The organism is Caballeronia insecticola, from assembly GCF_000402035.1.
In the GTDB taxonomy this organism is placed as follows: Bacteria; Pseudomonadota; Gammaproteobacteria; order Burkholderiales; family Burkholderiaceae; genus Caballeronia; species Caballeronia insecticola.
Map to the genome: position 1 here is coordinate 335,393 of NC_021287.1, position 24,432 is coordinate 359,824.

Annotated in this window: 23 protein-coding genes; 11 read left to right on the plus strand and 12 right to left on the minus strand. The window is 62.4% G+C overall.

Features of this window, described 5'->3' with window-relative positions; translation table 11 throughout:
- Window positions 1-255 precede the first annotated feature (255 nt).
- From tyrS to BRPE64_RS01635, 11 genes are all read left to right on the plus strand, one after another.
- Window positions 256-1,512, plus strand: a complete 1,257-nt coding sequence (gene tyrS, locus BRPE64_RS01590) for a tyrosine--tRNA ligase (RefSeq protein WP_016344252.1) — start codon at window positions 256-258, stop codon at window positions 1,510-1,512.
- Window positions 1,513-1,516: 4 nt separating this feature from the next.
- Entirely contained in the window at window positions 1,517-1,975 is a 459-nt protein-coding gene (gene dtd / locus BRPE64_RS01595; protein ID WP_016344253.1) for a D-aminoacyl-tRNA deacylase, read from the plus strand.
- A gap of 167 nt (window positions 1,976-2,142) precedes the next feature.
- Window positions 2,143-3,639 (plus strand): type VI secretion system contractile sheath large subunit, encoded by a 1,497-nt coding sequence (gene tssC, locus BRPE64_RS01600; RefSeq protein ID WP_016344254.1) that lies wholly within the window; start codon window positions 2,143-2,145, stop codon window positions 3,637-3,639.
- Window positions 3,640-3,764: 125 nt separating this feature from the next.
- Entirely contained in the window at window positions 3,765-4,250 is a 486-nt protein-coding gene (locus tag BRPE64_RS01605) for an Hcp family type VI secretion system effector (RefSeq protein ID WP_016344255.1), read from the plus strand.
- A 111-nt stretch (window positions 4,251-4,361) separates the two neighbouring features.
- Complete coding sequence (tssJ, locus tag BRPE64_RS01610; protein WP_016344256.1) at window positions 4,362-4,877, plus strand: type VI secretion system lipoprotein TssJ; 516 nt, start codon at window positions 4,362-4,364, stop codon at window positions 4,875-4,877.
- A 48-nt stretch (window positions 4,878-4,925) separates the two neighbouring features.
- Window positions 4,926-5,186: a type VI secretion system accessory protein TagJ gene (locus tag BRPE64_RS32700; RefSeq protein WP_144063360.1), complete on the plus strand. Its 261-nt coding sequence runs from the start codon at window positions 4,926-4,928 to the stop codon at window positions 5,184-5,186.
- The gene (tssE, locus tag BRPE64_RS01615) at window positions 5,173-5,727 is read left to right on the plus strand and encodes a type VI secretion system baseplate subunit TssE (protein ID WP_044041100.1); all 555 of its coding nucleotides are present in this window, start codon (window positions 5,173-5,175) and stop codon (window positions 5,725-5,727) included. Before BRPE64_RS32700 ends, tssE begins: the two co-directional genes overlap by 14 nt.
- A gap of 797 nt (window positions 5,728-6,524) precedes the next feature.
- Window positions 6,525-6,878, plus strand: coding sequence for a hypothetical protein (locus tag BRPE64_RS01620; RefSeq protein ID WP_044041102.1), 354 nt, complete (start codon window positions 6,525-6,527; stop codon window positions 6,876-6,878).
- A 364-nt stretch (window positions 6,879-7,242) separates the two neighbouring features.
- On the plus strand, window positions 7,243-9,135 hold the full coding sequence (gene tssF / locus BRPE64_RS01625; protein WP_016344258.1) for a type VI secretion system baseplate subunit TssF: 1,893 nt from the start codon (window positions 7,243-7,245) through the stop codon (window positions 9,133-9,135).
- Between the two features lie 2 nt (window positions 9,136-9,137).
- A complete protein-coding gene (gene tssG / locus BRPE64_RS01630; RefSeq protein WP_016344259.1) occupies window positions 9,138-10,196 on the plus strand; it encodes a type VI secretion system baseplate subunit TssG in 1,059 nt (352 codons plus the stop codon).
- A gap of 7 nt (window positions 10,197-10,203) precedes the next feature.
- Entirely contained in the window at window positions 10,204-11,379 is a 1,176-nt protein-coding gene (locus BRPE64_RS01635) for a type VI secretion system protein TssA (RefSeq protein WP_084675709.1), read from the plus strand.
- Window positions 11,380-11,402: 23 nt separating this feature from the next.
- Here the strand turns inward: BRPE64_RS01635 and ruvB are convergent, their stop codons facing one another.
- The 12 genes from ruvB to BRPE64_RS01695 all read right to left on the minus strand — a co-directional run bounded on the left by ruvB (window position 11,403) and on the right by BRPE64_RS01695 (window position 24,231).
- Window positions 11,403-12,461: a Holliday junction branch migration DNA helicase RuvB gene (gene ruvB / locus BRPE64_RS01640; protein ID WP_016344261.1), complete on the minus strand. Its 1,059-nt coding sequence runs from the start codon at window positions 12,459-12,461 to the stop codon at window positions 11,403-11,405.
- Between the two features lie 57 nt (window positions 12,462-12,518).
- The gene (gene ruvA / locus BRPE64_RS01645) at window positions 12,519-13,100 is read right to left on the minus strand and encodes a Holliday junction branch migration protein RuvA (RefSeq protein WP_016344262.1); all 582 of its coding nucleotides are present in this window, start codon (window positions 13,098-13,100) and stop codon (window positions 12,519-12,521) included.
- 24 nt (window positions 13,101-13,124) lie between these two features.
- Complete coding sequence (gene ruvC / locus BRPE64_RS01650; protein WP_016344263.1) at window positions 13,125-13,667, minus strand: crossover junction endodeoxyribonuclease RuvC; 543 nt, start codon at window positions 13,665-13,667, stop codon at window positions 13,125-13,127.
- 116 nt (window positions 13,668-13,783) lie between these two features.
- Entirely contained in the window at window positions 13,784-15,349 is a 1,566-nt protein-coding gene (gene purH / locus BRPE64_RS01655) for a bifunctional phosphoribosylaminoimidazolecarboxamide formyltransferase/IMP cyclohydrolase (RefSeq protein WP_044041878.1), read from the minus strand.
- 64 nt (window positions 15,350-15,413) lie between these two features.
- Entirely contained in the window at window positions 15,414-15,647 is a 234-nt protein-coding gene (locus BRPE64_RS01660) for a Fis family transcriptional regulator (protein ID WP_008351548.1), read from the minus strand.
- Entirely contained in the window at window positions 15,644-16,738 is a 1,095-nt protein-coding gene (dusB, locus tag BRPE64_RS01665; protein ID WP_016344265.1) for a tRNA dihydrouridine synthase DusB, read from the minus strand. Before dusB ends, BRPE64_RS01660 begins: the two co-directional genes overlap by 4 nt.
- 219 nt (window positions 16,739-16,957) lie before the next feature.
- Window positions 16,958-18,169 carry a UbiH/UbiF/VisC/COQ6 family ubiquinone biosynthesis hydroxylase gene (locus BRPE64_RS01670; RefSeq protein ID WP_069915702.1) on the minus strand — a complete coding sequence of 404 codons (1,212 nt, stop codon included), beginning with the start codon at window positions 18,167-18,169 and terminating at the stop codon, window positions 16,958-16,960.
- 16 nt (window positions 18,170-18,185) lie between these two features.
- Window positions 18,186-19,580, minus strand: a complete 1,395-nt coding sequence (locus BRPE64_RS01675; RefSeq protein ID WP_016344268.1) for an aminopeptidase P N-terminal domain-containing protein — start codon at window positions 19,578-19,580, stop codon at window positions 18,186-18,188.
- 95 nt (window positions 19,581-19,675) lie between these two features.
- Window positions 19,676-20,980: a THUMP domain-containing class I SAM-dependent RNA methyltransferase gene (locus BRPE64_RS01680; RefSeq protein ID WP_016344269.1), complete on the minus strand. Its 1,305-nt coding sequence runs from the start codon at window positions 20,978-20,980 to the stop codon at window positions 19,676-19,678.
- A 329-nt stretch (window positions 20,981-21,309) separates the two neighbouring features.
- On the minus strand, window positions 21,310-22,752 hold the full coding sequence (locus BRPE64_RS01685) for an NAD(P)(+) transhydrogenase (Re/Si-specific) subunit beta (protein WP_016344270.1): 1,443 nt from the start codon (window positions 22,750-22,752) through the stop codon (window positions 21,310-21,312).
- The gene (locus tag BRPE64_RS01690; RefSeq protein ID WP_016344271.1) at window positions 22,752-23,072 is read right to left on the minus strand and encodes an NAD(P) transhydrogenase subunit alpha; all 321 of its coding nucleotides are present in this window, start codon (window positions 23,070-23,072) and stop codon (window positions 22,752-22,754) included. The genes BRPE64_RS01685 and BRPE64_RS01690 overlap by 1 nt, the downstream gene beginning before the upstream one ends.
- Window positions 23,073-23,085: 13 nt before the next feature.
- Window positions 23,086-24,231 (minus strand): Re/Si-specific NAD(P)(+) transhydrogenase subunit alpha, encoded by a 1,146-nt coding sequence (locus BRPE64_RS01695; RefSeq protein ID WP_016344272.1) that lies wholly within the window; start codon window positions 24,229-24,231, stop codon window positions 23,086-23,088.
- Window positions 24,232-24,432: the final 201 nt, after the last annotated feature.

Consider the following 24,432-nt stretch of genomic DNA (forward strand, 5'->3'; position numbering starts at 1 on the left):
GGCTGAAGTCATTCTGATCGGACGAGGCGTTTCGCGCGCCCGAAAGTCGGCCAAAGCGGCTCAAAACGGCACGAACGGAGCCGTCATCGCGTAAAATCCTGAGCCTGAACACACATTTGCGCGCGTTTTCGTCATTTGCCGCGCGCGCCGCGTCCCGGAACGCGGCGTCCCTTCCGGCCACGCCGGATTCGCAGACGGCGCGCGAAGCGCCGCGCCGCCCGCCATCGAACCCTTTGACTTTCACAAGCCGCAAGCATGACCACTGACTCCAACGCTTCTTCCGCGCCCGGCGCGCAAAGCTTTCCGATCACCGACGAAGTGAAGAACGCGCTCGCCGTCGCCAAACGTGGCTGCGACGAACTGCTGATCGAAGACGAGTTCGCGCAGAAGCTCGCGAGGAGCGCCGCGACCGGCAAGCCGTTGCGCATCAAACTCGGCCTCGATCCGACCGCGCCGGACATCCACATCGGCCATACGGTCGTGCTGAACAAGATGCGCCAGTTGCAGGATCTCGGCCATCAGGTCATCTTCCTGATCGGCGATTTCACTTCGCTGATCGGCGATCCGTCCGGCCGCAACGCAACGCGTCCTCCGCTCACGCGCGAACAGATCGAAAACAACGCGAAGACGTATTTCGACCAGGCGTCGCTCGTGCTCGACCGCGATAAAACCGAAATCCGCTACAACAGCGAATGGTCGATGCCGCTCGGCGCCGACGGCATGATCAAGCTCGCGTCGCGCTACACGGTCGCGCGCATTCTGGAGCGCGAGGATTTCACCAAGCGCTTCCAGGGCGGCGTGCCGATCTCGATCCATGAATTCCTGTACCCGTTGATGCAGGGCTACGATTCCGTCGCGCTGAATTCGGACCTCGAACTCGGCGGCACGGATCAGAAGTTCAACCTGCTCGTCGGCCGCGAACTGCAGAAGCAATACGGTCAGGAGCAGCAGTGCATTTTGACGATGCCGCTGCTCGAAGGCCTCGACGGCGTCGAGAAGATGTCGAAGTCGAAGAACAATTACGTCGGCATCAGCGAGAAGCCGACCGAGATGTTCGGCAAACTGATGAGCATCTCCGACACGTTGATGTGGCGCTACTTCGAGCTGCTGTCGTTCCGCAGCATCGCGGAAATTGCGGGCTTCCGTCAGGAAACTGAGGGCGGGCGCAATCCGCGCGACTTCAAGGTGATGCTCGCGCAGGAAATCGTCGCGCGTTTCCATTCGCCGGCGGATGCCGAGCGCGCGCTCGACGACTTCAATCATCGCGCGAAGGGCGGCGTGCCGGACGATATTCCCGCGGTGACGCTCGCGGGCGCGCCGCTCGCGATCGGCCAGTTGCTCAAGCAGGCGGGGCTTGTGCCGTCGACGAGCGAGGCGCTGCGCAATATCGAGCAGGGCGGCGTGAAGATCGACGGCGCGACGGTCTCCGACAAGGGCCTGAAGATCGAGGCGGGCGAGTTCGTCGTGCAAGTGGGCAGGCGCCGCTTCGCGCGCGTCACGCTGACCGCTTGAGCCGATGATCGCGCTCATTCAGCGTGTGAAGCGCGCCGATGTGCGCGTGGGCGAGCGCGTGACCGGCGCCATCGATGCGGGCCTGCTCGCGCTGGTCTGCGCCGAGCGCGGCGACAACGAAGCTGCCGCCGACAAACTGCTGGCGAAGATGCTCGCGTATCGCGTCTTCAGCGACGCTGCCGGCAAGATGAACCTCTCCGTGCAGAACATGGACGGTGCAGGGCGCGCAGGCGGCGTGCTGCTGGTGTCGCAATTCACGCTCGCCGCCGATACGTCGAGCGGCCTGCGCCCGAGCTTCACCCCCGCCGCGCCGCCCGACGAAGGCAAGCGACTCTTCGACTATTTCGTCGGGCAGGCGCGCGCGAAGCACCCGATCGTCGAGACCGGAGAGTTTGGTGCGGAGATGCAGGTATCGCTCGTGAACGACGGGCCCGTTACGTTCTGGCTGCAAGTGCGGCCCTGAGTTCTGGATAAGGCGGGCGCCGAAGCGCTCGTCACGCAGATGCTGAAAGACCCGGCCCTGCTCAAGTCGCTCGCAGCCGCGCCGAAGCCCGAGCGCTCGGTCAGCGATGACGCTGGCGTCGAACAGTAAGCGCGCCCGAAAGACGACCGGACCCAAGGACTCAAACCATGACGAAAAAAGCAGCACAAGCCGCTGAAGCTCAGACAACGTACGCACAATCCGATTTCACGCAGCTTCTCGAAAAGGAATTCCGTTCTAAGACGGAGCATGCTCGCGAAGCCGTCGAACTCGCGGTCAAGACGCTTGCTGAGCAGGCGCTGTCGCAGTCGCTCACGATCAGTGACGACGCATACAAGAGCATTGCCGCGATCATCGCGCAGATCGATCATAAGCTTTCCGAACAGATCAATCTGATCCTGCATCATGCCGACTTCCAGCAGCTCGAATCGGCTTGGCGCGGTCTGCATCACCTTGTCTCGAACACGGAAACCGACGAGCATCTGAAGATCCGCTTCATGGATTTGTCGAAGACGGAGCTGCATCGCACAATGCGCCGATACAAGGGCGTTGCGTGGGATCAAAGCCCCCTCTTCAAGCAGATCTACGAAGAAGAATACGGCCAGCTCGGCGGCGAGCCTTATGGCTGCCTCGTCGCAGATTATTTCTTCGACCACACGCCCCCGGATGTCGATCTGCTCGGTTCCATCGCGAAGGTCGCTGCGTCGTCGCATACGCCGTTCATCGCGGGCGCAGCGCCTTCCGTGCTTCAGATGGAATCGTGGCAGGAACTCGCGAACCCGCGAGACCTGACGAAGATCTTCACGCAGAACCTCGAATACACGGCCTGGAACTCGCTGCGCAACACCGAGGACGCGCGTTACATCGGCCTCGCCATGCCACGCTTTCTCGCACGTCTGCCGTACGGCGCGAAGACCAACCCGGTCGATGAATTCGATTTCGAAGAAGAAACCAACGGTTCGGATCACAACCGCTACGCATGGGCCAATGCGGCGTATGCCATGGGCGTGAACATCAACCGCTCGTTCAAGGAATACGGCTGGTGCTCGCTGATTCGCGGAGTCGAGTCGGGCGGAACGGTCGAGAACCTGCCGACGCACACGTTTCCGACCGACGACGGCGGCATCGACATGAAGTGCCCGACCGAAATCGCGATCTCGGATCGCCGCGAAGCAGAACTGTCGAAGAGCGGCTTCATTCCGCTGATCCACCGCAAGAACACGGATCACGCAACGTTCATCGGCGCGCAGTCGTTGCAAAAACCCGCCGAGTATCACGACCCTGACGCGACCGCCAACGCGAATCTGTCGGCGCGTCTGCCGTATCTGTTCGCTTGCTCGCGTTTCGCGCACTACCTGAAGTGCATCGTGCGCGACAAGGTTGGCTCCTTCCGTGAACGCGAAGACATGCAGCGTTGGCTGAACGAATGGGTCATGCATTACGTGGATGCAGACCCGGTCAACTCGTCGCAGGACACGAAAGCGCGCCGACCGCTGGCCGCCGCGGAAGTGATGGTCGAGGAAATGGAAGGCAACCCTGGCTATTACCAAGCGAAGTTCTTCCTGCGTCCGCATTTCCAACTCGAAGGTCTGACCGTGTCGCTGCGGCTGGTCACGAAGTTGCCCTCGATCAAGGATGCTGCGTAAGCAGACTGGCGATGTGGTCGCTCAAAGACAGATCTTAGGAATCGTGTCGTTCGACGCGTATCGATGACAAGCGGCGTCATCTCGGCGCACGCCCGTCTTCACTTCAACAACCCGCAAGGAGTTATATGGCACAGGACATTTTCTTGAAGATCGACGGTATTACCGGCGAGTCGCTGGACGACAAGCACAAGGACGAAATCGAAGTCCTGAACTGGAACTGGGAAATCCGCCAGGAATCCACGATGCACTCGGGTAGCGGCGGCGGTGCGGGCAAGGCATCGGTGTCGGACCTCGTGTTCGAACACAACATCGATCGTTCGAGCCCCAACCTGATGAAGTACGCCCTGACCGGCAAGCACATCGATGCGGCAACGCTGGTGATGCGCAAGGCTGGCGGTAGCCCGCTGGAATACCTGAAGATCACGATGCACGACGTGCTCGTGACGCGCGTGGCGCCGTCGGGCAGCCGTAACGATAGCGACAAGAGCCGCGAAAGCGTCTCGCTGTCGTTCTCGAAGGTCAAGCAGGAATACGTCGTCCAGAACGCCCAGGGCGGTTCGGGCGGTGCGGTGACGGCTGGCTTTGACATCAAGGGCAACAAGGAAGCGTAAAGCTTTCGCTCTTTAGTCTGGCGCCCGGCGGGGGATTTCTCCCGCCGGGCCTTCGCGTTTGCAAACGCCCATTTGGATCTCCCGGATTCACTGGACACAGGAAGTATTCGCATGCGTTCGATCCTGATCGCCGCCGCACTGATGAGCGCGCTATGGCTCTCGGCCTGCGCCAGTAGCAGCGACCCAAAGCCGAAGGAGCCGGTCCGGCTTGAGCTGAAGGTCACTGTGCAGAACGACGTCAATCCCGACGACAAGGGCCGCGCCGCGCCCATCGTCGTGCGCATCTACGAGTTGAAGAACGATGTCGCGTTCAAGAGCGCCGACTTCTTTACGTTGCAGACGCAGGACAAGACCTTGCTCGCCAATGACCTCGTCAGACGCGACCAGCTCCAGTTGCGACCGGGCGACACCAAGAACATCTTTCGGATCGGCGATCCGGAGACGACCACCATCGGCGTGATCGCGGCTTATCGGGATCTGCCCAACGCCGTATGGCGCGAGACCTATACGCTGCCGACGGCGCCCGACGCCGCGTGGTACCACTTCACCCCCAAAGTTCAACTGACGATCAACCTGGAGGCGAAGGCCGTGAAGATCGCCGAAACCAAGAAGCCGGAAAAGAAGTAACGCACCCGGCGAGAACGAGTCACCAAGCGGACGACATCATGAGTTGGTATTCAAAGGTTCCTCCCCGCTCGCTATTCGGGATCGGAGGCGGGAGCCGAAGCGGTTCGCTGCGGCCGCGAGACGATCTGGAGCGAAGCGGGACGCACGGCCGTCGTCGCGCTCGGACAAAAAACCTGGACCACGTCGCGGGGCGATTTCGGCGTTTTCGACTGGCTTCTCGGTGATTTCGGCGCACGCGCCGACGCCGACGGGAACCCAACCAACGCTGCGGACGCCAGCAAAGTCGAGAACGCGAATGACCCGGCGTAAATCCTCTGCGCCTGGAGACGCGCTCACGACGCGTGCGCCGCGGCGAGCCAACGCGCATCTCATGCCGACACTGCTCGATCGCCTGCGCGATGACGTGCCGCGCCGGCAGGGCGAGTCGCCCGAAGAGTACGCGGTCTCGCGCAAGCAAATGCGCGACATCATTCAGCGCGATCTGATCTATCTGCTCAACACGACGAACATCGAAGATCAGATCGACCGCAAGCGCTATCCCGAGGCGGCTAAATCGACTATTAATTTCGGCGTGCCGCCGCTCGCCGGGGAGTTTCTCGCGGCGCGTCAGTGGACCGATGTCGAGCAGACCATCCGCGCCGTGATCGAGCGTTTCGAGCCGCGCCTCATGAAGGATTCGCTCGTCATCCGCGTGCTCGAAAGTGGCGCTGCGATAGCGCATCACAACGTGCTCTCGTTCGAGGTGCGCGGAGAAATCCACATGGACCCTTACCCGCTGGAATTCATGGTGCAGAGTTCGCTGGATCTGGAGACGAGTCAGATCAATGTCACGGGGGCGCGTACGGATTGAATTCGGCGCCGCTTCGAAGACCGATGCGCACTGCGTGGTCGGTGCGGTGCGCGCGATCAATCTATGTTTTGAAACTCGAGTAATAAGAAAAATCAAATGTACACACCCAAACAGCCTCGCGTCCTGGTGCCATCCTTCATCTTCCGCTTCGGAAGCGAACAGGGGTGTGTCTCCTATCCCGGAGCAATCGCAGGCTTCAATTCAAAGTGGCGAAGAATCACAATGGTTCGATCCTTTGGACGTTTGCACCATCAGAACAGCGGTACTTGCTAGTAAGCGTGGTGCAGAACTCGGTTGGGCACGTCAAAACGGGAAAAATATCATCAAGGATTAGACTTAGCGGCCGAACCTGGAACACCGGTTCGAGCTGTTGCAATGGCGTTCTTTACCCTCGGCCATTTCCATATCCCAAATGCCTACGGAAAGACTATGGGCTGGAGGTAGGATGTAACGACCTTCCAGCAGGCCTTGCTGAGCGGGGGAGACAGGCCAATCCGAATGGATCTGCGATTGGATTTTTCTTTGCGCATTTGATTGAATATTGCGTCCCAACCGGTCTGGATGATGCGAAAAAAGAAGTGCGGCCGGTTTTAATGAAGGCTGGTCAGATAATTGCCAAGATAGGTCATACGGGGAACGCGGAGGGAATGAACTCAATTCCACAGGGGGGGGCACACTTACATTTTGACGTTCGAATCAAGGCCCGTGCATTCTGTTTGAGGCTTGCGAATCGTCTGGATCCACGTCCCTATATTCAGCACTGCACGAATCCGTAATAATGTGTTTTCGAGTCTGAAATGAAAAGCCCGGACACAATCGAGGAATATGAGCTTTCTGTTACGAAAGAAAACAACGCGATAACTGCGCTCTCCTACTTGGCGTCAATGGGGAATGGCAAGGAAGGGCAGACGGCAGTCTGTTCGGCTGGTGCGAACTCTTCGGACAATAAATCCGTCTTCAGTCAGTCTGGAAATATCACGAATCTTTTTATTAAAGACGGGCCCGACGACGGTTTAAAGACTCGAATTACAAGCACAAAAGACGGATTTATCGCAACCTTCAGCGGTGGAAGTGCTTTCTGCGGTATGGGTTGGGGCTTCCCATCGAAAATGGTCTATACGTCGGGCAAGAAGTGTTTCGTGACACTTTGAAACGTTAAGGTTTATTTCATGTCGTGATTGATCGTCAACGCTTGGCTTTAAGGAACGTGGGCATCCTCCAGGCAAAGAGGCCGCGCCTATTTTTAAGACAGCGTAACGAGTCCACATTTCACCACGTTACCGATAGACGCGTTTTAGTTCGTCATGTTTAATATGCACATCCGCTTACGCATACTTGTCATGCGCGCATATATCGACGGCAATGGCGATGTCTATCGGACGTCCAAATGTTAAATACAACGCACGATTCAGGACGCGTCCCGAGCCATGCCAGCGTATTCTTGGCGCTTAGCGACTGAATAACCCCACCGTCACGCAGCACCCAAGACAAACAACGACAACAACGGCACTTCCAATGGATCCCCGACTGCTCGACTACTACAACCAGGAACTGATCTACATGCGCGAACTCGGCGCCGAGTTTGCGCAGGCACATCCCAAGATTGCTCGTCGGCTCGGGATGCAAGCCGGCGAAGTCGCCGACCCGTATGTCGAGCGGCTGATCGAGTCATTCTGTTTCATGGCCGCGCGCACGCAACTGAAACTCGATGCCGAGTTCCCCCGCTTCACCGGCAGGCTGCTTGAAGTCGTCTACCCGAACTATGTGGCGCCGACGCCGTCCATCGCGGTCGCGCAGGTCTTTCCGGGCGGTCAGGCCGGCAATCTCGTGAAGGGCTACGACGTGCCGCGTGGCACGCGCTTCACCGCGTCCGCGCCCAAAGGAGAGAAGACCGAGTGCACGTTCACGACCGGTCACGACGTCAAGATGTGGCCGGTTCGGATCACCGAGGCGCGTCTAACCGGCGTGCCGCCGGACATTCCGTCGCTCGGCCGCTACGTGCCGCCGGACCGGCAAGTGCGCGGCGCGCTTCGTCTGACATTGGCGACCACGGGCGACTTCGGCTTCTCGGAGATCAAGGGCCTCGACCGTCTGCCCGTCTATCTGGCAGGCGATGAACAGGTCGCGTCGCATTTATACGAACTCGTGCATGCGTCGAGTCTGGCTGCCGCGATCGCGCCGCCCGGCATGTTCGGATCTGCGACGACTCGTCCGTCCTTCGTCACCGAAGGCGCGGTCGAACACGACGGCTTGCGCGCCGATCAGAATTTGCTGCCGCTGACGTGGACCAAGTTCCACGGTCACAATCTGCTGCACGAGTACTTTGCCTGTCCTGCGCGCTTTCTCTTCTTCGCGCTCAACGGTCTGGCTGAGGGGCTTTCACGTATCGGTGGCCGGGAAGCCGAGATCGTCATTTTGCTGGACCGCGCTCCGGGCCATCTGGCCAATCTCGTCGATGCCGCACGCTTCGCGCTCTTCTGCACGCCGATCATCAACCTGTTCGAGAAGCGCACCGACCGCGTGACGCTCACGCCGGGCGAAACCGAATGTCATGTGGTGCCCGCACGGTTATTGCCGCTCGACTACGAAGTGTTCTCGGTGCAGACGGTCTATGGACAAGTCGAGGTCGATTCCGTGGAGCTGCCGTTCAGACCGCTCTATCAGACCCTGAACAACGACGAAGGCAATCACGGCCGCTATTTTTCGACGCGACGCGAACGCCGGCTGCATTCGGACTCTTCGCGCCGCTATGGGACGCGTACGCCTTATATCGGCACGGAAATGTTCCTGTCGCTCGTCGATCAGAAGGAAGCGCCATATCCGGAGGGAATCCGCTACATCTCTGTCGATGCGCTTGTCACCAACCGCGATCTCGCCACGCTCGTGCCACGCAATGGTGTGACGGATCTTACGGCCGACAAGGCTTCAGGGCCGATAGCAAGCATCGGGCTGATTCGCGCACCTAGCGCTCCGCGACCGCCCTATGCCGATCGCGAGATGGCATGGCGTCTGATCCGGCAACTGAACTTCAACTATCTGGCGCTGGAAGATCAGGACCATCGGCCGGGCGGGCAGGCGCTGCGCGACTTGCTGCGTCTTTACGTGATGGATGACGACACCGATCATCAACGCCAGATCGAGGGGCTGGTTGGCGTGAAAACACGCCCGGTGACGCGCAAGCTCTCCGGCAAGGGACCTATGACGTTCGGACGCGGCATCGAATGTGCGTTGACCATCGACGAGACCGGCTTTTCGGGCATCAGCCCTTATCTGTTCGGGTTGATTCTGGAGCACTGGCTCGCGCGCCATGTGTCGATCAACAGTTTCACGCAGACTGAGCTCCATTCCATGCAACGCGGCAAGGTCATGACCTGGCCGGTGCGCACTGGCACGCGTGGAGTAGTTTGACAATGCACATCACACTATCCGACCTGATTCAAGACGACATTCTGTCGCCCGAGTTGATCGACAAGCTGGAGGCCGAGCCGTGGCGCTATGGCTTTCTCGCGCTGTTGCGCAGAATCGCCGCGCATCCCGGCGTGGATGCCATTGGCACGGCGCGTCGTCCTCGCGCGGAACCGTTTCGGCTCGGCCAGCAACCGAGTCTCGCCTTTGCGCCGCGCGAGATTGCGAGCGTCGGTCAGGCCGATGGCCGCCTGAAGATCAAGCTGTTGAGTCTCGGCATGCTTGGCCCGAACGGCCCGTTGCCGATCCATGTCACCGAGATCGCGCGGGATCGTGAACAGAGCCGCAACGACACCACGACGACCGATTTCTTTGACATCTTCCATCACCGCGCTTTTGCGCTGTTTTACCGCGCGTGGGCGTCGGCACAATCGGCGGCGGGACTCGATCGTGTAGACGACGAGCGGTTCTCTTTTTACATCGCCTGTCTGAGCGGACAGGACCACAATGAGATGCGCTATCGCGCGTTGCCTTCGCACGCGCGACTCGCGGCATCGGCGCATCTCGTGCGTGAATCGCGTAACCCGGATGGGTTGCGCAGCACGCTGGCGCATTACTTCGGTGTGCCCGTGGAAATCCAGGAATACGTTTTTCACTGGATCGACATCGAGCGCGAAGATCAGGGACGCATGGGGCACGCCGGCAACGGCGCGAGGATGGGGCACGGCGCAATGCTCGGTCGTGTTGCGCCTGATCGGCAGCACCGTTTTCGTATTGTGATCGGGCCGGTCGATCTCGAGTCATATTTGCGCTTCACGCCCAAGGGCTCGGATTTGCCTCATTTGGTCGAGTGGGTGCGCGCGTTCGTTGGCAAGGAGCTCGAATGGGAACTTGAGTTGCGGATTAATCCCGACAGCGCGCCACCCGCCCAGATGGGCGGTAAGCAGCAGATCGGCTGGTCTGGCTGGCTCGGTCGGCCCAATCTGAATAGACCGATCACCGGAATGATCTTCGAACCCGAGCGCTACGCTCATCAATTTAAACGCAACCTTCGGAACGACTAGACCTAGCATGAGCCGACATACCGTGAATACAAAACAGGCTAATAAAGGGGCCGACGAGCAGAAGCCGAGGCACGCAAGCAGCACTCAAGTGACGGGTGCCGCATCCGACTGGATGACGCCTGTTAGCGCGCAATCCCCGTGCGGTCCCGACCTCGAATACGATCACGACTTCGTCGTGCTGTTTGCCAGCACCGTCCCGAAGCAAGAGGTGCAGTACGGCTCGTTCGTCGGTGCCGCGGATCCCATCAACTGGGCAGAGGTAGAACGTGACTGCCGCCGGTTGATGAGTCGCACGAAAGATCTCCGCGTCGCGGTGTTGTACACCCGCTGCCGCACACGTCTCGGTGGTGCTAAAGGCTTTGCGGAAGGCACGACGCTGCTAGCCGCATGGTTGCAGTCGTATCCCGATCGAATTCATCCATGCGCGGGCGAAACGTACGAGCGCGACGAAGCGCTGGAAATGCGTATGAACGCGCTGCATGGACTGGTCGATCCCGAAGGCCTGCTCGCCGATGCGCGCGAGATCGTGCTGGCGAAATCCACGGCGGCGCGTTTGCAGGTGCGCGACGTGGAGCGGGCGTTCGGCTATCCGCGTCCGGCCGATGCACTCGCGCCGGACTCAGTGACGCAGCAGTTGCGGGCCCTGCGCATCCAGCAACCGGCCACGATGCAGGCATTCGATGAAGCGCTGGCGAACCTTGCAGCAATCGAGAGTTGGTGCGCTGCGCATATGGAAGGTTACGAGCCGGACCTTGAACTACTCACCAAGCTGTTGAACCCGCTGCGCTCGCCTGAAGTCGATACGTCGGCGTTAGAGATGGAGCCTTCGGAAACCGTGGAGCTGGTCGAAGAGATTGTGGATAGCGCACCTGCCGAGACGGAGGAGGAAGTGGTTGCGGTTTCCGATGAAGGCATTGCCGAAGATATCGACGCGTCAGCCACGGCGGCAGCGCCTGTTGTCACGTACAGCACCGTTATAAATGGCCGGCAAGCCGCGCTGGCTACGATTCGTGCAGCCCGTAAGTGGTTTGAATCGAATGAACCGAGCAGCCCGGTCCCTGTTCTTCTGAGGCGCGCGGAATACTGCGTGGGCAAGCGTTACTTTGAAGTCGTGAAAGCAATTCCGTTCGAGCTGCTTGCAGAGTGGGAGGCGCCGGACGAAGAGGGAGCGGCTACGTCATAAGGAGCAACAGCGCCGCCCACGCATCACCCATTTACATCCCAAAGATCCCGCACCGGCCCGGCATCCGGTGCGGCCAGGCCAAAGTGCCGATACGTCAACATGGTCGCGACACGCCCGCGCGGCGTGCGCTGCAAGAACCCTTGCTGAATGAGATACGGCTCCAGCACGTCTTCGATCGTGTCGCGCTCCTCGCCGATAGCCGCAGCCAGATTGTCCACGCCGACGGGCCCGCCATCGAACTTATGCAAAATGGCTTCGAGCAGCTTGCGGTCCATCAGATCGAAGCCGACCGGATCGACGTCGAGCATTTTCAGCGCTTTGTCGGCGACATCAGCGGTGATCATGCCGTCCGCTTTCACTTCTGCGTAATCGCGCACGCGCCGCAGCAAGCGATTTGCGATACGCGGCGTGCCGCGCGAACGTTTCGCGATTTCCAGCGCGCCTTCAGGAACGATTTCCGCCTTCAATAGCGACGCCGACCGCGCCACAATGCGCGCCAGTTCGCTCGCGTTATAGAACTCGAGCCGCGACACGATGCCGAAGCGGTCGCGCAAAGGATTCGTCAGCATGCCCGCGCGCGTGGTCGCGCCGACGAGCGTGAACGGCTGTAGATCGAGCTTCACGCTGCGCGCGGCGGGACCTTCGCCGATCATGATGTCGATCTGATAATCCTCGAGCGCCGGATACAGAATTTCCTCGACGACCGGCGACAAGCGGTGAATCTCGTCGATGAACAGCACGTCATTCGCTTCGAGATTCGTAAGCAGCGCCGCGAGATCGCCTGCGCGTTCGAGCACCGGCCCCGACGTCTGCCGCAGATTCACGCCCATTTCCCGCGCGATGATGTGCGCGAGCGTCGTCTTGCCGAGACCCGGCGGGCCGAATAGCAGCACGTGATCGAGCGCTTCCGAGCGGCGCTTGGCCGCTTCGATGAAGATTTCGAGCTGACCGCGCACTTTTTCCTGGCCGACGTATTCGTCGAGCTGGCGTGGACGCAGCGCGCGCTCGAACGCTTCCTCGTTAGGCGAGACGGGCGTGGCCGAAATGATGCGCTCGGCGGCGAGTTTGTCGGTTTCGATCATGGGTCGATTGTACAGCGAGCAATCGCGGGGAGAAGCTGGCCGAATGGGCTAGTCCGGTCAAGCCTTCGACAGCGCCTTCAACGCCAGCTTGATCCCCTCCGACACGCCCGTTCCCGCCGGCACGTTCTTGATCGCGGCGAGCGCTTCCTTCTCCGAATAGCCGAGGGCGAGCAGCGCGTTGAGGATGTCGGACGCGTGGTCCGACTGCGACGCCGCGCTCGCCATTGCGCCGAGGTCCGCGCCGAGTTTGCCCTTGAGTTCCAGCAGCAGCCGCTCCGCCGTCTTCTTGCCGATGCCCGGCACGCGCGTGAGCCGCGCAGCGTCCTGCGTCGTCACGGTCTGCGAGAGCTCGTGCACGCTCATGCCGGACAGCACGGCCAGCGCCATGCGTGCGCCGATGCCGCTGATCTTCAGCAACTCGCGAAACGTCGAACGCTCCTGTGCGGTGAGAAAGCCGTACAACAAATGCGCGTCCTCGCGAACGATCATCTGCGTGAGCAGAACGACCTTTTCGCCCGCGTTCGGCAGGTTGTAGAACGTGCTCATCGGCACGTCGATTTCGTAGCCGACGCCGTTACAGTCGACGAGCAGGTGCGGCGGGTTTTTTTCCAGCAGAACGCCGGCAATGCGACCGATCATGTGTTTGAACCGAAAGAAATGTGATTAGCCGATGAGACGCCCGCGCCGCACGCGCAAGCCTTTCTTCGCGAGCGACGGCGCAATGCCGCCGAGCGTCGCGAGTCCGGTGCCGCCGTGCGCGTGACAGATGGCCATGCCGAGGGCGTCGGCGGCATCGGTGCTCGGCACGCCGGAGAGGCTCAACAGGCGCACGACCATCTGCTGCATCTGTTCCTTGGTCGCGCGGCCGTAGCCAACGACCGCCTGCTTCAGCTGCAGCGCCGTGTATTCGGCCACCGGCACGCCGCTCGCGACGAGCCCGCAAATGGCCGCGCCGCGCGCCTGGCCGAGCAGAAGTGTCGATTGCGGATTCACGTTGACGAAGACTTTTTCGATCGCGGCCTGATCCGGGTTGTGCTGCGCGATCAGCGTCGAGATGCCTTTGAAAATCGTGTTGAGACGCGAAGGCAGATCGGCGTCGGCGGTCTTGATGACGCCGCTCGTCACGTAATTGAGCGTGTGTCCGCTCATGTCGATAATGCCGAAGCCCGTCACGCGCAGGCCGGGGTCGATGCCTAGGATTCTCATTCGTCGTGTGGATGCGTTCCGGCTCGGGCAGTCGTTCGAAAATCAAAAAGGCCTGCTTGGCGCCTCTCGAGCAACGAGCGGCACAAGCAGGCCCATATTAAATGAAGCCAGCGCGATTAATGACGGAAATGACGCGTACCGGTCACGATCATCGCGACATTGTGTTCGTCGGCGGCGGCGATCACTTCGTCGTCGCGCATGGAGCCGCCCGGCTGGATCACGCAGGTTGCGCCCGCGTTCACCACCACGTCGAGACCGTCGCGGAACGGGAAGAACGCATCCGACGCCACCGCCGAGCCGCTCAGCGTCAGCCCCGCGTTCTGCGCCTTGATGCCTGCGATGCGCGCCGAGTCCACGCGGCTCATCTGGCCCGCGCCGACGCCGAGCGTCATGCCGCCGCCGGAGAACACGATCGCGTTCGACTTCACGAACTTCGCCACGCGCCACGCGAACATCAGATCGTCCATTTCCTTAGGCGTCGGATGGCGCTTCGTTACGACGCGCAGTTCGTGCGGCTGCACGTTCTTCGAATCGAGCGATTGCACCAGCAGGCCGCCGCCCACGCGCTTCAGGTCGAACGTGTTGTGTCCGTCGCCGAGCGCGATCTGCAAGAGACGCACGTTCTGCTTCGCGGCGAACACGGCGCGCGCCGCCTCGCTGAACGATGGCGCGATCAGCACTTCGACGAACTGCTTCGCGACCGCCTGCGCCGCCGCTTCGTCGACTTCGCGATTGAACGCGATGATGCCGCCGAACGCGGACGTCGGATCGGTCTGGAACGCCTTCGCGTAAGCTTCGGCCGCATTCGCGCCGAGCGCCACGCCGCACGGATTCGCGTGCTTGATGATGACGCAGGCCGGCGCATCGAACGTCTTCACGCATTCCCACGCGGCGTCGGAGTCGGCGATGTTGTTGTACGAAAGCTCCTTGCCCTGCAACTGCTCGTAGTTCGCGAGCGCGCCGGCGGGCACGGAAAGATCGCGGTAGAACGCCGCGCTCTGATGCGGGTTCTCGCCGTAGCGCAGGTCCTGCACCTTGTCGAACGCGAGATTCAGCGTGGCCGGATACGTATTGCGGCTCGCGTGGCGCAGTTCGTCGGTAAGGCTTGTCAGATAGTTGGTGATCGCGCCGTCGTACTGGGCGGTGTGCGCGAATACCTTGGTCGCGAGGCGGAAGTTCGTCTCGTAGCCGACGGCGTTGCCGTTCGCGCGCATTTCGTCGAGCACGGCGGCGTAGTCGGCCGGATCGACGATCACGGTCACGTCGCGATGATTCTTCGCCGCCGAGCGCAGCATGGTCGGTCCGCCGATATCGATATTTTCGATCGCATCTTCCAGCGAGCACTCTTCCTTCGACACCGTTTGCACGAACGGATACAGATTGACCACCAGCAGATCGATGGTCGGAATGCCGTGCTTTTCCAGCGCGGCCATGTGTTCGGGCAGATCGCGGCGCGCGAGAATGCCGCCGTGAACTTTCGGATGCAGCGTCTTCACGCGGCCATCGAGCATTTCCGGAAAGCCGGTGTAATCGGCGACCTCCGTGACGGACAGGCCTGCGTCGGCGAGCAGTTTCGCCGTGCCGCCGGTCGAGAGGATTTTGACGCCGAGCGCCGATAGCGATTTGGCGAAATCGACGATGCCGGATTTGTCGGAAACGGAAATGAGCGCTTGCTTGATCATGATGAACACTGAAACCGAAAAGGGAACCCAGGCCGGACCGAGGCGCGCGCCTCTGTCCGATGAATCAAATCAATCCGTGCTGCTGAAGCTTCTTGCGTAGCGTGTTGCGGTTGATGCCGAGATATTCGGCCGCGAGCGACTGGTTTCCGCCCGCTTGCTCAAGCACCACTTCGAGCATGGGTTTTTCCACGCAGGAAATCACCATGTCGTACACGTCGTGCGGGTTGGAGCCGTCCAGATCCTGAAAATAGTTGTCGAGACTCTGGCGGACGCATTGTTCGATGTTATGTCTGCTCATGCGGCAATTAGTCGGTCTGTCGTGTTGTTGAGCCCGCCACACGATTCTTCTTCGGCTACATCGTCCGCGTCGCCGCATTCGTCGACATAGACGAGGCGGTCGGACAACGCCTTTTGCGCGTCGAAGAATTCGTTCACAGCGAGCAATTGTTCTTTGGTCGTGTCGAGCGTATTCATCCGGTGCCGGAAGGTGCCGGCGCCGGAAAGGCCGCGAGTGTACCAGCCGATGTGCTTGCGCGCAGTCCGAACGCCCGTGAATTCCCCGTAGAAGGCGTAATGATCTTCCAGGTGCTCGTTCATCACCTGCTGGATCTCGTCGATGCGCGGCGGCGGCAGGCGCTCCCCCGTGTTCAGAAAGTGTTCGATCTCGCGGAAGAGCCACGGACGCCCCTGCGCCGCGCGGCCGATCATGATGGCGTCCGCGCCGGTGGCGGCGAGCACGTGGCGCGCCTTTTCCGGTGTCGTGATGTCGCCGTTGGCCACCACCGGAATGCCGACCGATGCCTTCACCGCCGCGATGGTTTCGTACTCCGCGTCGCCCTTGTAGAGATCGGCGCGCGTGCGCCCGTGCACGGTGAGCATGGAGATGCCGGCGTTCTCGGCGATTTTCGCGATCGACAGCGCGTTCTTGTTCTCGCGATTCCACCCCGTGCGAATCTTGAGCGTGACGGGCACGGCATCCGGACCCACGCCGACCGCCTGCACCACCGCCTCGACGATGCGCGCGACGAGCGGCTCGTTCTGCAGCAGCGCCGAGCCCGCCGCGACGTTGCACACCTTCTTCGCCGGGCAGCCCATGTTGATGTCGATGATTTGCGCGCCGTTCGCCACGTTGTGACGCGCGGCCTCGGCGAGCATCTGCGGATCGGCGCCCGCGATCTGCACCGAAATGGGTTCGACTTCGCCCGCGTGGTTGGCGCGCCGCATGGTCTTCTCGCTCTTCCACAACTGCGCGTTCGACGCCACCATCTCCGACACCGCGTAGCCCGCGCCCATGCGCTTGCAGAGCTGCCGGAACGGCCGGTCGGTGACGCCTGCCATCGGGGCGACGAACAGGTTATTGCGCAGGACGTGGGAACCGATGGTGAGCATAAAGGCTAAAGGATCCGCGTGGTCGGAAGCGGCCGGAATGCGGCCGCGAGACAGTCAGGCGGATGCAACATTGCAGAAAGGGAAACCGCTATTTTAACGCGAAGCGCGTGCTGAATTTAAGAGCAATCGCGTGCAAGTCATTAAATCTTCTATGAAAGGGCGAGCGTTCATAGAGGATAACTCCGCCGTTTTCGCGCGGCCGAGCCACATCGCGGGGTCTTATCGACGCTGGCCGAACATCATCTGGCGGGCCAGGGCGGTCTTGACCGGCGGCAGAAATTCGAGCGCCGTGAGGGCGAGACCACGCATTGCGGCGAGCGGCGGGAAGTCCACCGTGAAAAGACGCGCGAGCGTGTCGGTGGCGCCGATCGTCAGGCGGCGGTCGAGCGCGCGGCGTTGGGCAAAACGCGCGAGCGCGAGCGGGCGCGGGCCGTCGGCGGACAGTGCGTCGGTCAGCGCGAGAGCGTCGCGCAGACCGAGGTTGAGCCCCTGACCCGCGACCGGATGCAGCGTTTGCGCCGCGTTGCCGATGGCCACGGTGCGCCGGTCGACGAGCACATCGAGCGCGGATAACCCGAGCGGGAACGCCGCGCGGCCGGCGATGCGCGTGAAACGGCCCATGCGCGTGCCGAACGCGGCGCCGAGTTCGGCGAGAAATGCATCGTCGTCGAGTTGCATGCGGCGCGCGGATTCTTCCGGCGAACAGCACCAGACGAGCGCGTAGTCCGCGTGACGCGGGCCGCCGCACGGCAGGAGCGCGATCGGCCCTTCCGGCGTGAAGCGTTCCCACGCGACGTTCGCCCGCGGATCGGCGACGCTGACCGTGCCGACGATCGCCGTCTGCCCATAATCGCGCGCGCGGCGCTCGGCCGGCGTGGCAATGTCGTTGCGCTGATAAAGACCGCCTTCGGCGTTCACCAGCACCTTCACCCGGATCGTGCGTTCGCCGCGCGCGGATTGCAGCGGCAGGCTGACGCCGTCGTGATCTTGTAGCGGCGCGAGGGCCGAGGTATCGGTGAGCCAGTCGACGCCGCTTGCGCGCACGGCATCGGCGAGTGCGCCGACGAGCGAGCCGTAGCGCACCACGTAGCCCAGTTCGGGCAATTCGTGCTCGTCGTGCTCGATCAGCGTGCGGCCGAAGTGCCCGCGTTGCGACACGTGGATGCGGCGGATCGGCGTGGCGTCGCCGGGAAAACCGAGCGGCTGGAGCATGACGCGGCTGCCGTGCGACAGCGCGATGGCGCGCGGATCGCTTGTGGCGGACTCCGGCGTGCGCGCGTCGATCAGCGCGATCGACAGCCGCGATGTCGCGCTGCGCCGCGCAAGCCAGCCGGCAAGCGCGAGCCCGACCGGCCCCGCGCCGACAATGGCGATGTCGTAGTCGAAATGCGCTTCGGGCGCGTCGGTGATCGGGTTGGTTGCCGTGTTCATTCGCTCGGTCATTCGCTCAGTCATTCGCTTCGCGCATCAGCGCTTCGATTTCGTCGGCGGCGACCGGCACCTCGCGCGTGAGCAGTTCGCAGCCGTTTTCCGTGACGACCGCATCGTCCTCGATACGGATGCCGATGTTCCAATAGTGCTCGGGCACGTCTTCGGCGGCGCGCACGTAGAGACCCGGCTCGATCGTCAGCGCCATGCCGGGCGCAAGCAGACGCCAGGGCCGCGCGCCTTGTGCGTCGAGCGGGCCGTGCGCTTCGCGGTACTCGCCCGCGTCGTGTACGTCCATGCCGATCCAGTGGCCGGTGCGATGCATGTAGAAGCGCGCATACGCACGTTGCGCGAGGACGTCGTCCACGCTGCCGAACTTGGTTTTATCGAGGATGCCGGTATCGAGCAGACCTTGCGACAGCACTTTCAAGGCGGCCTGATGCGGCGCGTCGAAGCTCACGCCGGCGCGCGTTGCGTCGATGGCGGCGGCTTGCGCAGCGAGCACGATGTCGTAAAGCTCGCGCTGCGCCGACGTGAAGCGGCCGCTCGCGGGAAAGGTGCGCGTGATGTCGGACGCGTAGCCGTCGAGTTCGCACGCGGCGTCGATGAGGATCAGGTCGCCGTCGCGCGCAATTGCGTTGCCAGCCGGATAGTGCGGCACGCAGGCGTTCGCGCCCGCCGCGACGATCGAGCCGTACGCCGGAGCCTGCGCGCCGTGGCGGCGGAACGTGTAGAGCAACTCGGCTTCGATCTCGTATTCGCGCATGCCGGGGCGACAGGCGCGCATTGCGCGTCGATGCGCTTCCGCCGAAATCGACGCCGCGCGACGCATGATCGCGATTTCGTGCGCGTCCTTGACGAGGCGCATTTCGTCGAGAATCGGCAACAGATGCTGCGCGGACGCGGGCGCGCGTATGCCGCTTCGGCTTTGCGCGCGCACGGCGGTAAGCCAGCCGCGCACTTGCGCATCCAGTTCCGCCGACGCGCCCAGCGCATAGTGCAGCGCGGGCTTGTCGGCGATCAGGCGCGGCATTTCATCGTCGAGCGCGCTGATGGGAAACGCGGCGTCGAAACCGAACGCGTCGCGCGCGGCGTCGGGGCCGAAGCGAAAGCCTTCCCACGTTTCGCGCTCGGCGTTCTTCTCGCGGCAAAAAAGGATTGCTGCGGGTTCGCCGTCTTGCGCGCTCGCGTTCAGCACGAGCGTGGCCTCGGGTTCGTTGAAGCCCGTCAGATAGAAGAAGTAGCTGTCGTGACGGAAAGGGTAGTCCGTGTCGCGATTGCGCATGACTTCCGGCGCGGTCGGCAACACGGCGACGCCGCCGCCTTGCGCACGTAGCGCGGCGAGCACGCGCTGGCGGCGCGCGCGATAGACGTCGACGGCGATGGGGCGGGCGAGTTCGGTCGGTGAGTTCATGCGCCGATTGTAGCGCCGCCTTTGCGATGGCGGCACCCGGCCAATCGACCTATGCCGTTCGGCTGAATGGCGCGCCGCTCATGCGCGCCGCATACTCATTCTTCGGCAGGACGATTGCGCACGCTGCCCGCGATCAGGTCGAAGCGGAACAGCCGGCATTCGAGCGCGCCGTTGAAGAGCGGCGTTTTCGTCGATTCGCGCAGCCGCAGCATGCCCGGCAGCTTGCGGTCGGACGTGAGCACGTAGGCGCGCCAGCCGGGAAAGCGCTGCTTGAGCGCGTTGCCGAAGGACACGAAGAATTCGGTGTCGGCCGGGTCGGGCTGGGCGCGGGCGAAGGCGTCGTCGTCTTCGCGGCGGCTGCGCGGCGTATCGCGCACTTCGCCGCGCGGACCGCGCCCGCGCACTTCGATGCGCTCGCCGTACGGCGGATTCGCGAGGAGAATGCCGGGCGCGTCGGTCGGCGGCACCATGTTGCGCGCGTCGACCTGCTTGAGCGACAAATTCGGGACGCCCGCGCGGTGCAGGTTGGCGCGCGCCTTCTCGAGCATGTCGCCGGAGATGTCGCTGCCGAAAATGTTGATGTCCGACTGCGACGCGCGTGCGGCGCGGCGCTGCTCCGTGGCTGCCGTCTTGAGTTTTTGCCACATGCCCGGATGAAACGGCTTGAGCTTCTCGAAGCCAAAGCGCCGTTCGCTGCCGGGCGCGATGCCGAGCGCGGTTTGCGCCGCTTCGGCGAGGAACGTGCCGCTGCCGCACATCGGGTCGAAGAGCGGCGTGCCGGGCGTCCAGCCGGTGAGGCGCAGAATGCCGGCCGCGAGATTTTCGCGCAGCGGCGCGGCGCCCTTGTCGAGCCGCCAGCCGCGCTTGAAGAGCGGTTCGCCGGAGGTGTCGAGATAGAGCGTGCACTCGTTCACCGTGAGGAACGCGAACACGCGCACGTCGGGCTGTGCGGTGTCGATGCTCGGGCGCGAGCCCGCCACGTCGCGCAGGCGGTCGCAGACGGCGTCCTTCACGCGCAACGTGGTGAATTCGAGGCTCTTCACCGGCGATTTGATCGCGGTGAGATCGACGCGCATTGTCTGGCTCGGCGCGAACCATTGCTCCCAGCGCTGACGATGCGTGAGCTCGTAAATATCGTTCTCGTTGCGATAGGGGCCTTGCGCGATCTTGAGCAGCACGCGGCTCGCAATGCGCGAGTGAAGGTTCGCCGCCATGCCCGCAACCCAGCCGCCCCGGAAATGCACGCCGCCGGGCACTTGCGCGCCGACGACCAGCGATCCGCCGCCCGACAGCGGTGCGCCGGCCACGTGCAGTTCGCCGATCTCCGCGAGTTCGGCGGCAAGCGGTGCTTCGAGACCGCGCGGGCAGGGGACAAACCAGTCGAAGAGAGGGGAGGACATGAGCTGCTTTTCTGACGTTCAAAGGCGGTATTGTACGCGGCAGCGTTGGACCGTCGCGTCCGTTGAGCCGGAGGGCGGGAAGGGCGCGTTTCCAATCCAGCGAACTCGCCGCGCGCAAAGGCACCGATCCTCGGCGTCGCGCTCAGAAACAGACCGTCAAATGGTTGACGATTTGCAAAATTACTTCGATCAACGTATTCATCAGTTATGCAAAATAAATGAAGGTGAGTGAGGAAGAGGTACAGATTGCGACATCGCCGGAGGGCGAACAGCCGCCGCAAGCGCCTTGCATGCTCCGCTCGCGACGGCTGGTAGTCACAACCCCTCCATCACTCCACCGCCTTCATCATCTCCTCTACCACCTTCTTCGCATCGCCGAACACCATCATCGTCTTGTCCATATAGAACAGTTCGTTGTCGAGCCCGGCATACCCCGCCGCCATCGAACGCTTGTTCACAATGATCGTGCGCGCCTTGTACGCTTCGAGAATCGGCATGCCGGCAATCGGCGATTTTGGATCGGTCTTCGCCGCAGGATTGACCACGTCGTTAGCGCCGAGCACGAGCACCACATCCGTCTGGCCGAATTCGCTGTTGATTTCGTCCATCTCCTGCACCATCTCGTACGGCACTTCGGCTTCGGCCAGCAGCACGTTCATATGCCCCGGCATACGCCCCGCGACGGGGTGAATCGCGTACCGCACATCGATGCCTTTCTCCACCAGCTTGTCGGTCAGCTCCTTCAACGCATGCTGCGCCCGCGCGACCGCCAGACCGTAGCCCGGCACGATCACCACGCTTTCCGCGTTGCCGAGCATGAACGCGGCATCGTCGGCGGAACCGGACTTGACCGGACGCTGCTCCGTCGCGCCGCCCGTCGTGGCAGCCCCAGCCTCGCCGCCGAATCCGCCGAGAATCACGTTAAAGAACGAGCGGTTCATCGCCTTACACATGATGTAGGACAGAATCGCGCCCGAGGAGCCGACCAGCGACCCCGCGATGATCAGCATCGGATTGTTCAGCGAGAAGCCGATGCCCGCCGCCGCCCAGCCCGAGTACGAGTTGAGCATCGACACGACCACGGGCATATCCGCGCCGCCGATCGGAATGATGATCAGCACGCCCAGCGCGAACGCGATGATCGTCATGATGATGAACGGCAGCCACGACTCCGTGAGCATGAAGATCACGCCGAAGCCGACCATCGCGATGGCGAGCAGCAGGTTGATCAGATGCTGCCCCGAATACGTGACCGGCGCGCCTTGAAACAGCCGGAACTTGTACTTGCCCGAGAGCTTGCCGAACGCGATAACCGAGCCCGAGAACGTGATTGCGCCGACGAACGTGCCGATAAACAACTCGACGCGATTGCCATACGGAATCGGATCGCCCGGCGCCGCGAGGCCGAACGCGGACGGCTCGGCCACGACGCCATACGCAATGCACACGGCCGCGAGACCGATCAGCGAGTGCATCGCGGCGACGAGTTCGGGCATCTTCGTCATCTCGACTTTCGCCGCGATGTACGCGCCCGCCGCGCCGCCGATGATCAGCGCCGCGAACAGCAGCGACAGCCCGAGCGCGAGATTGGAGCCGAGATAGGCCGCCTGCTTCGTGATCAGCGCGAGCGTGGTGAGAATGGCGATCGCCATGCCGGCCATGCCGAAGGTATTGCCGATACGCGCCGTCTTCGGGTTGGACAAGCCTTTGAGCGCCTGGATGAAACACACCGAGGCGACGAGATACAGGAGAGTGACGACGTTCAGGCTCATTACGCGCCCTCCTTGACCGGCAGTTTCTTCGGCTCTTTCTTCTTGAACATCTCCAGCATTCGCCGTGTCACGAGAAAGCCGCCGAACACGTTCACCGCCGCGAGCAACACGGCGAGCGTGCCGAAAAACTTGCCCGCCGCGCCAACAGTGAGACCGACCGCGAGCATTGCCCCGACAATGACAATTGCCGAGATCGCGTTGGTCACGGCCATCAGCGGCGTGTGCAGCGCGGGCGTGACATTCCACACGACGTGATAGCCGACATAAATGGCCAGCACGAAGATGATGAGATTGATCACCGTGTGATTGATGACGTCCATGTTCTTCTCCGTATCAGGCCGCGGCGCGCGCGACTTGGCCGTCGCGGCACTGCAGCGTGGCCGCGACGATATCGTCCGCGAGATCGATGTTGAGCGTGCCTTCCTTCGTCAGGATGAGCTTGAGAAAGTCGAGCAGATTGCGGGCGTACAGCGCGGACGCATCGGCGCCGACCATCGACGCGAGGTTCGTGTGCCCGACGATATGCACGCCATGCTTCATCACCACCTGATCGACTTCGGTGAGCGGGCAGTTGCCGCCGCGCTTGCCTTCGAACTCGGGGCCGCGGCCAGCGGCGAGATCGATGATCACGGAGCCCGGCTTCATGTGCTTGACCGTTTCGACCGAAATGAGCGTCGGCGCCGGGCGGCCGGGAATCAGCGCGGTCGAGATGACGATGTCCGCCGCCTTGGCACGCTCGTGCACTTGCGCCGATTGCCGCGCGAGCCAGCTCGGCGGCATCGGACGCGCATAGCCGCCGACGCCGACCGCGGCCTCGCGTTCTTCGTCGGTTTCGAACGGCACGTCGACGAACTTCGCCCCGAGCGATTCGATCTGTTCCTTGACGGCCGGCCGCACGTCCGACGCCTCGACCACCGCGCCGAGACGCTTGGCGGTCGCGATCGCCTGCAGCCCCGCGACGCCCGCGCCGAGCACGAGCACGCGCGCGGCCTTGACGGTGCCGGCGGCGGTCATCAGCATCGGCATGAAACGCTGGTAATACTGGCAGGCCATCAGCACGGCCTTGTATCCGGCGATGTTCGCCTGCGACGAGAGCACGTCGAGGCTTTGCGCGCGCGTCGTGCGGGGCGCGGCTTCGAGCGCGAACGCGGTGACGCCCGCGGCGGCGAGCCGCGCGGTGTTCTCTGTATTGAAGGGATCGAGCATGCCGATCAGCACGGTGCCCGGTTTCATGGAAGCGAGTTCCTCGGCGGAAGGCGATTGCACCTTGAGGACGATCTCGGCGGAAAAGGCGGTCGCGGCATCGACGAGATCGGCGCCCGCTTGCGCGAAGGCATCGTCGATATAGCTTGCCGGCAAGCCCGCGCCGCTCTGCACCGAGACGCGGTGACCTTGCGTGACGAGCTTCTTGACCGTTTCGGGCGTAGCGGCGACTCGCGCCTCGTTCGCCCGCGTTTCAGCAGGCACTCCGATGTGCATCTTTGAATCCTCCTGTCTCTGTTGCTTCCTGCGCCCGGGACCGGAATTAGGAAAGCTTAAGGCTGAGTTTTATTTCAAATGCTGGAACTGACGGCTATCGCCACTGTAACCGAAGAATGCGTGCGCAAATATCCGATCCGGCACTTTGTTCCTGTAGCCGCTCATCCACGCCTACCCCTAACGAGTGGACAGGCGGGAATG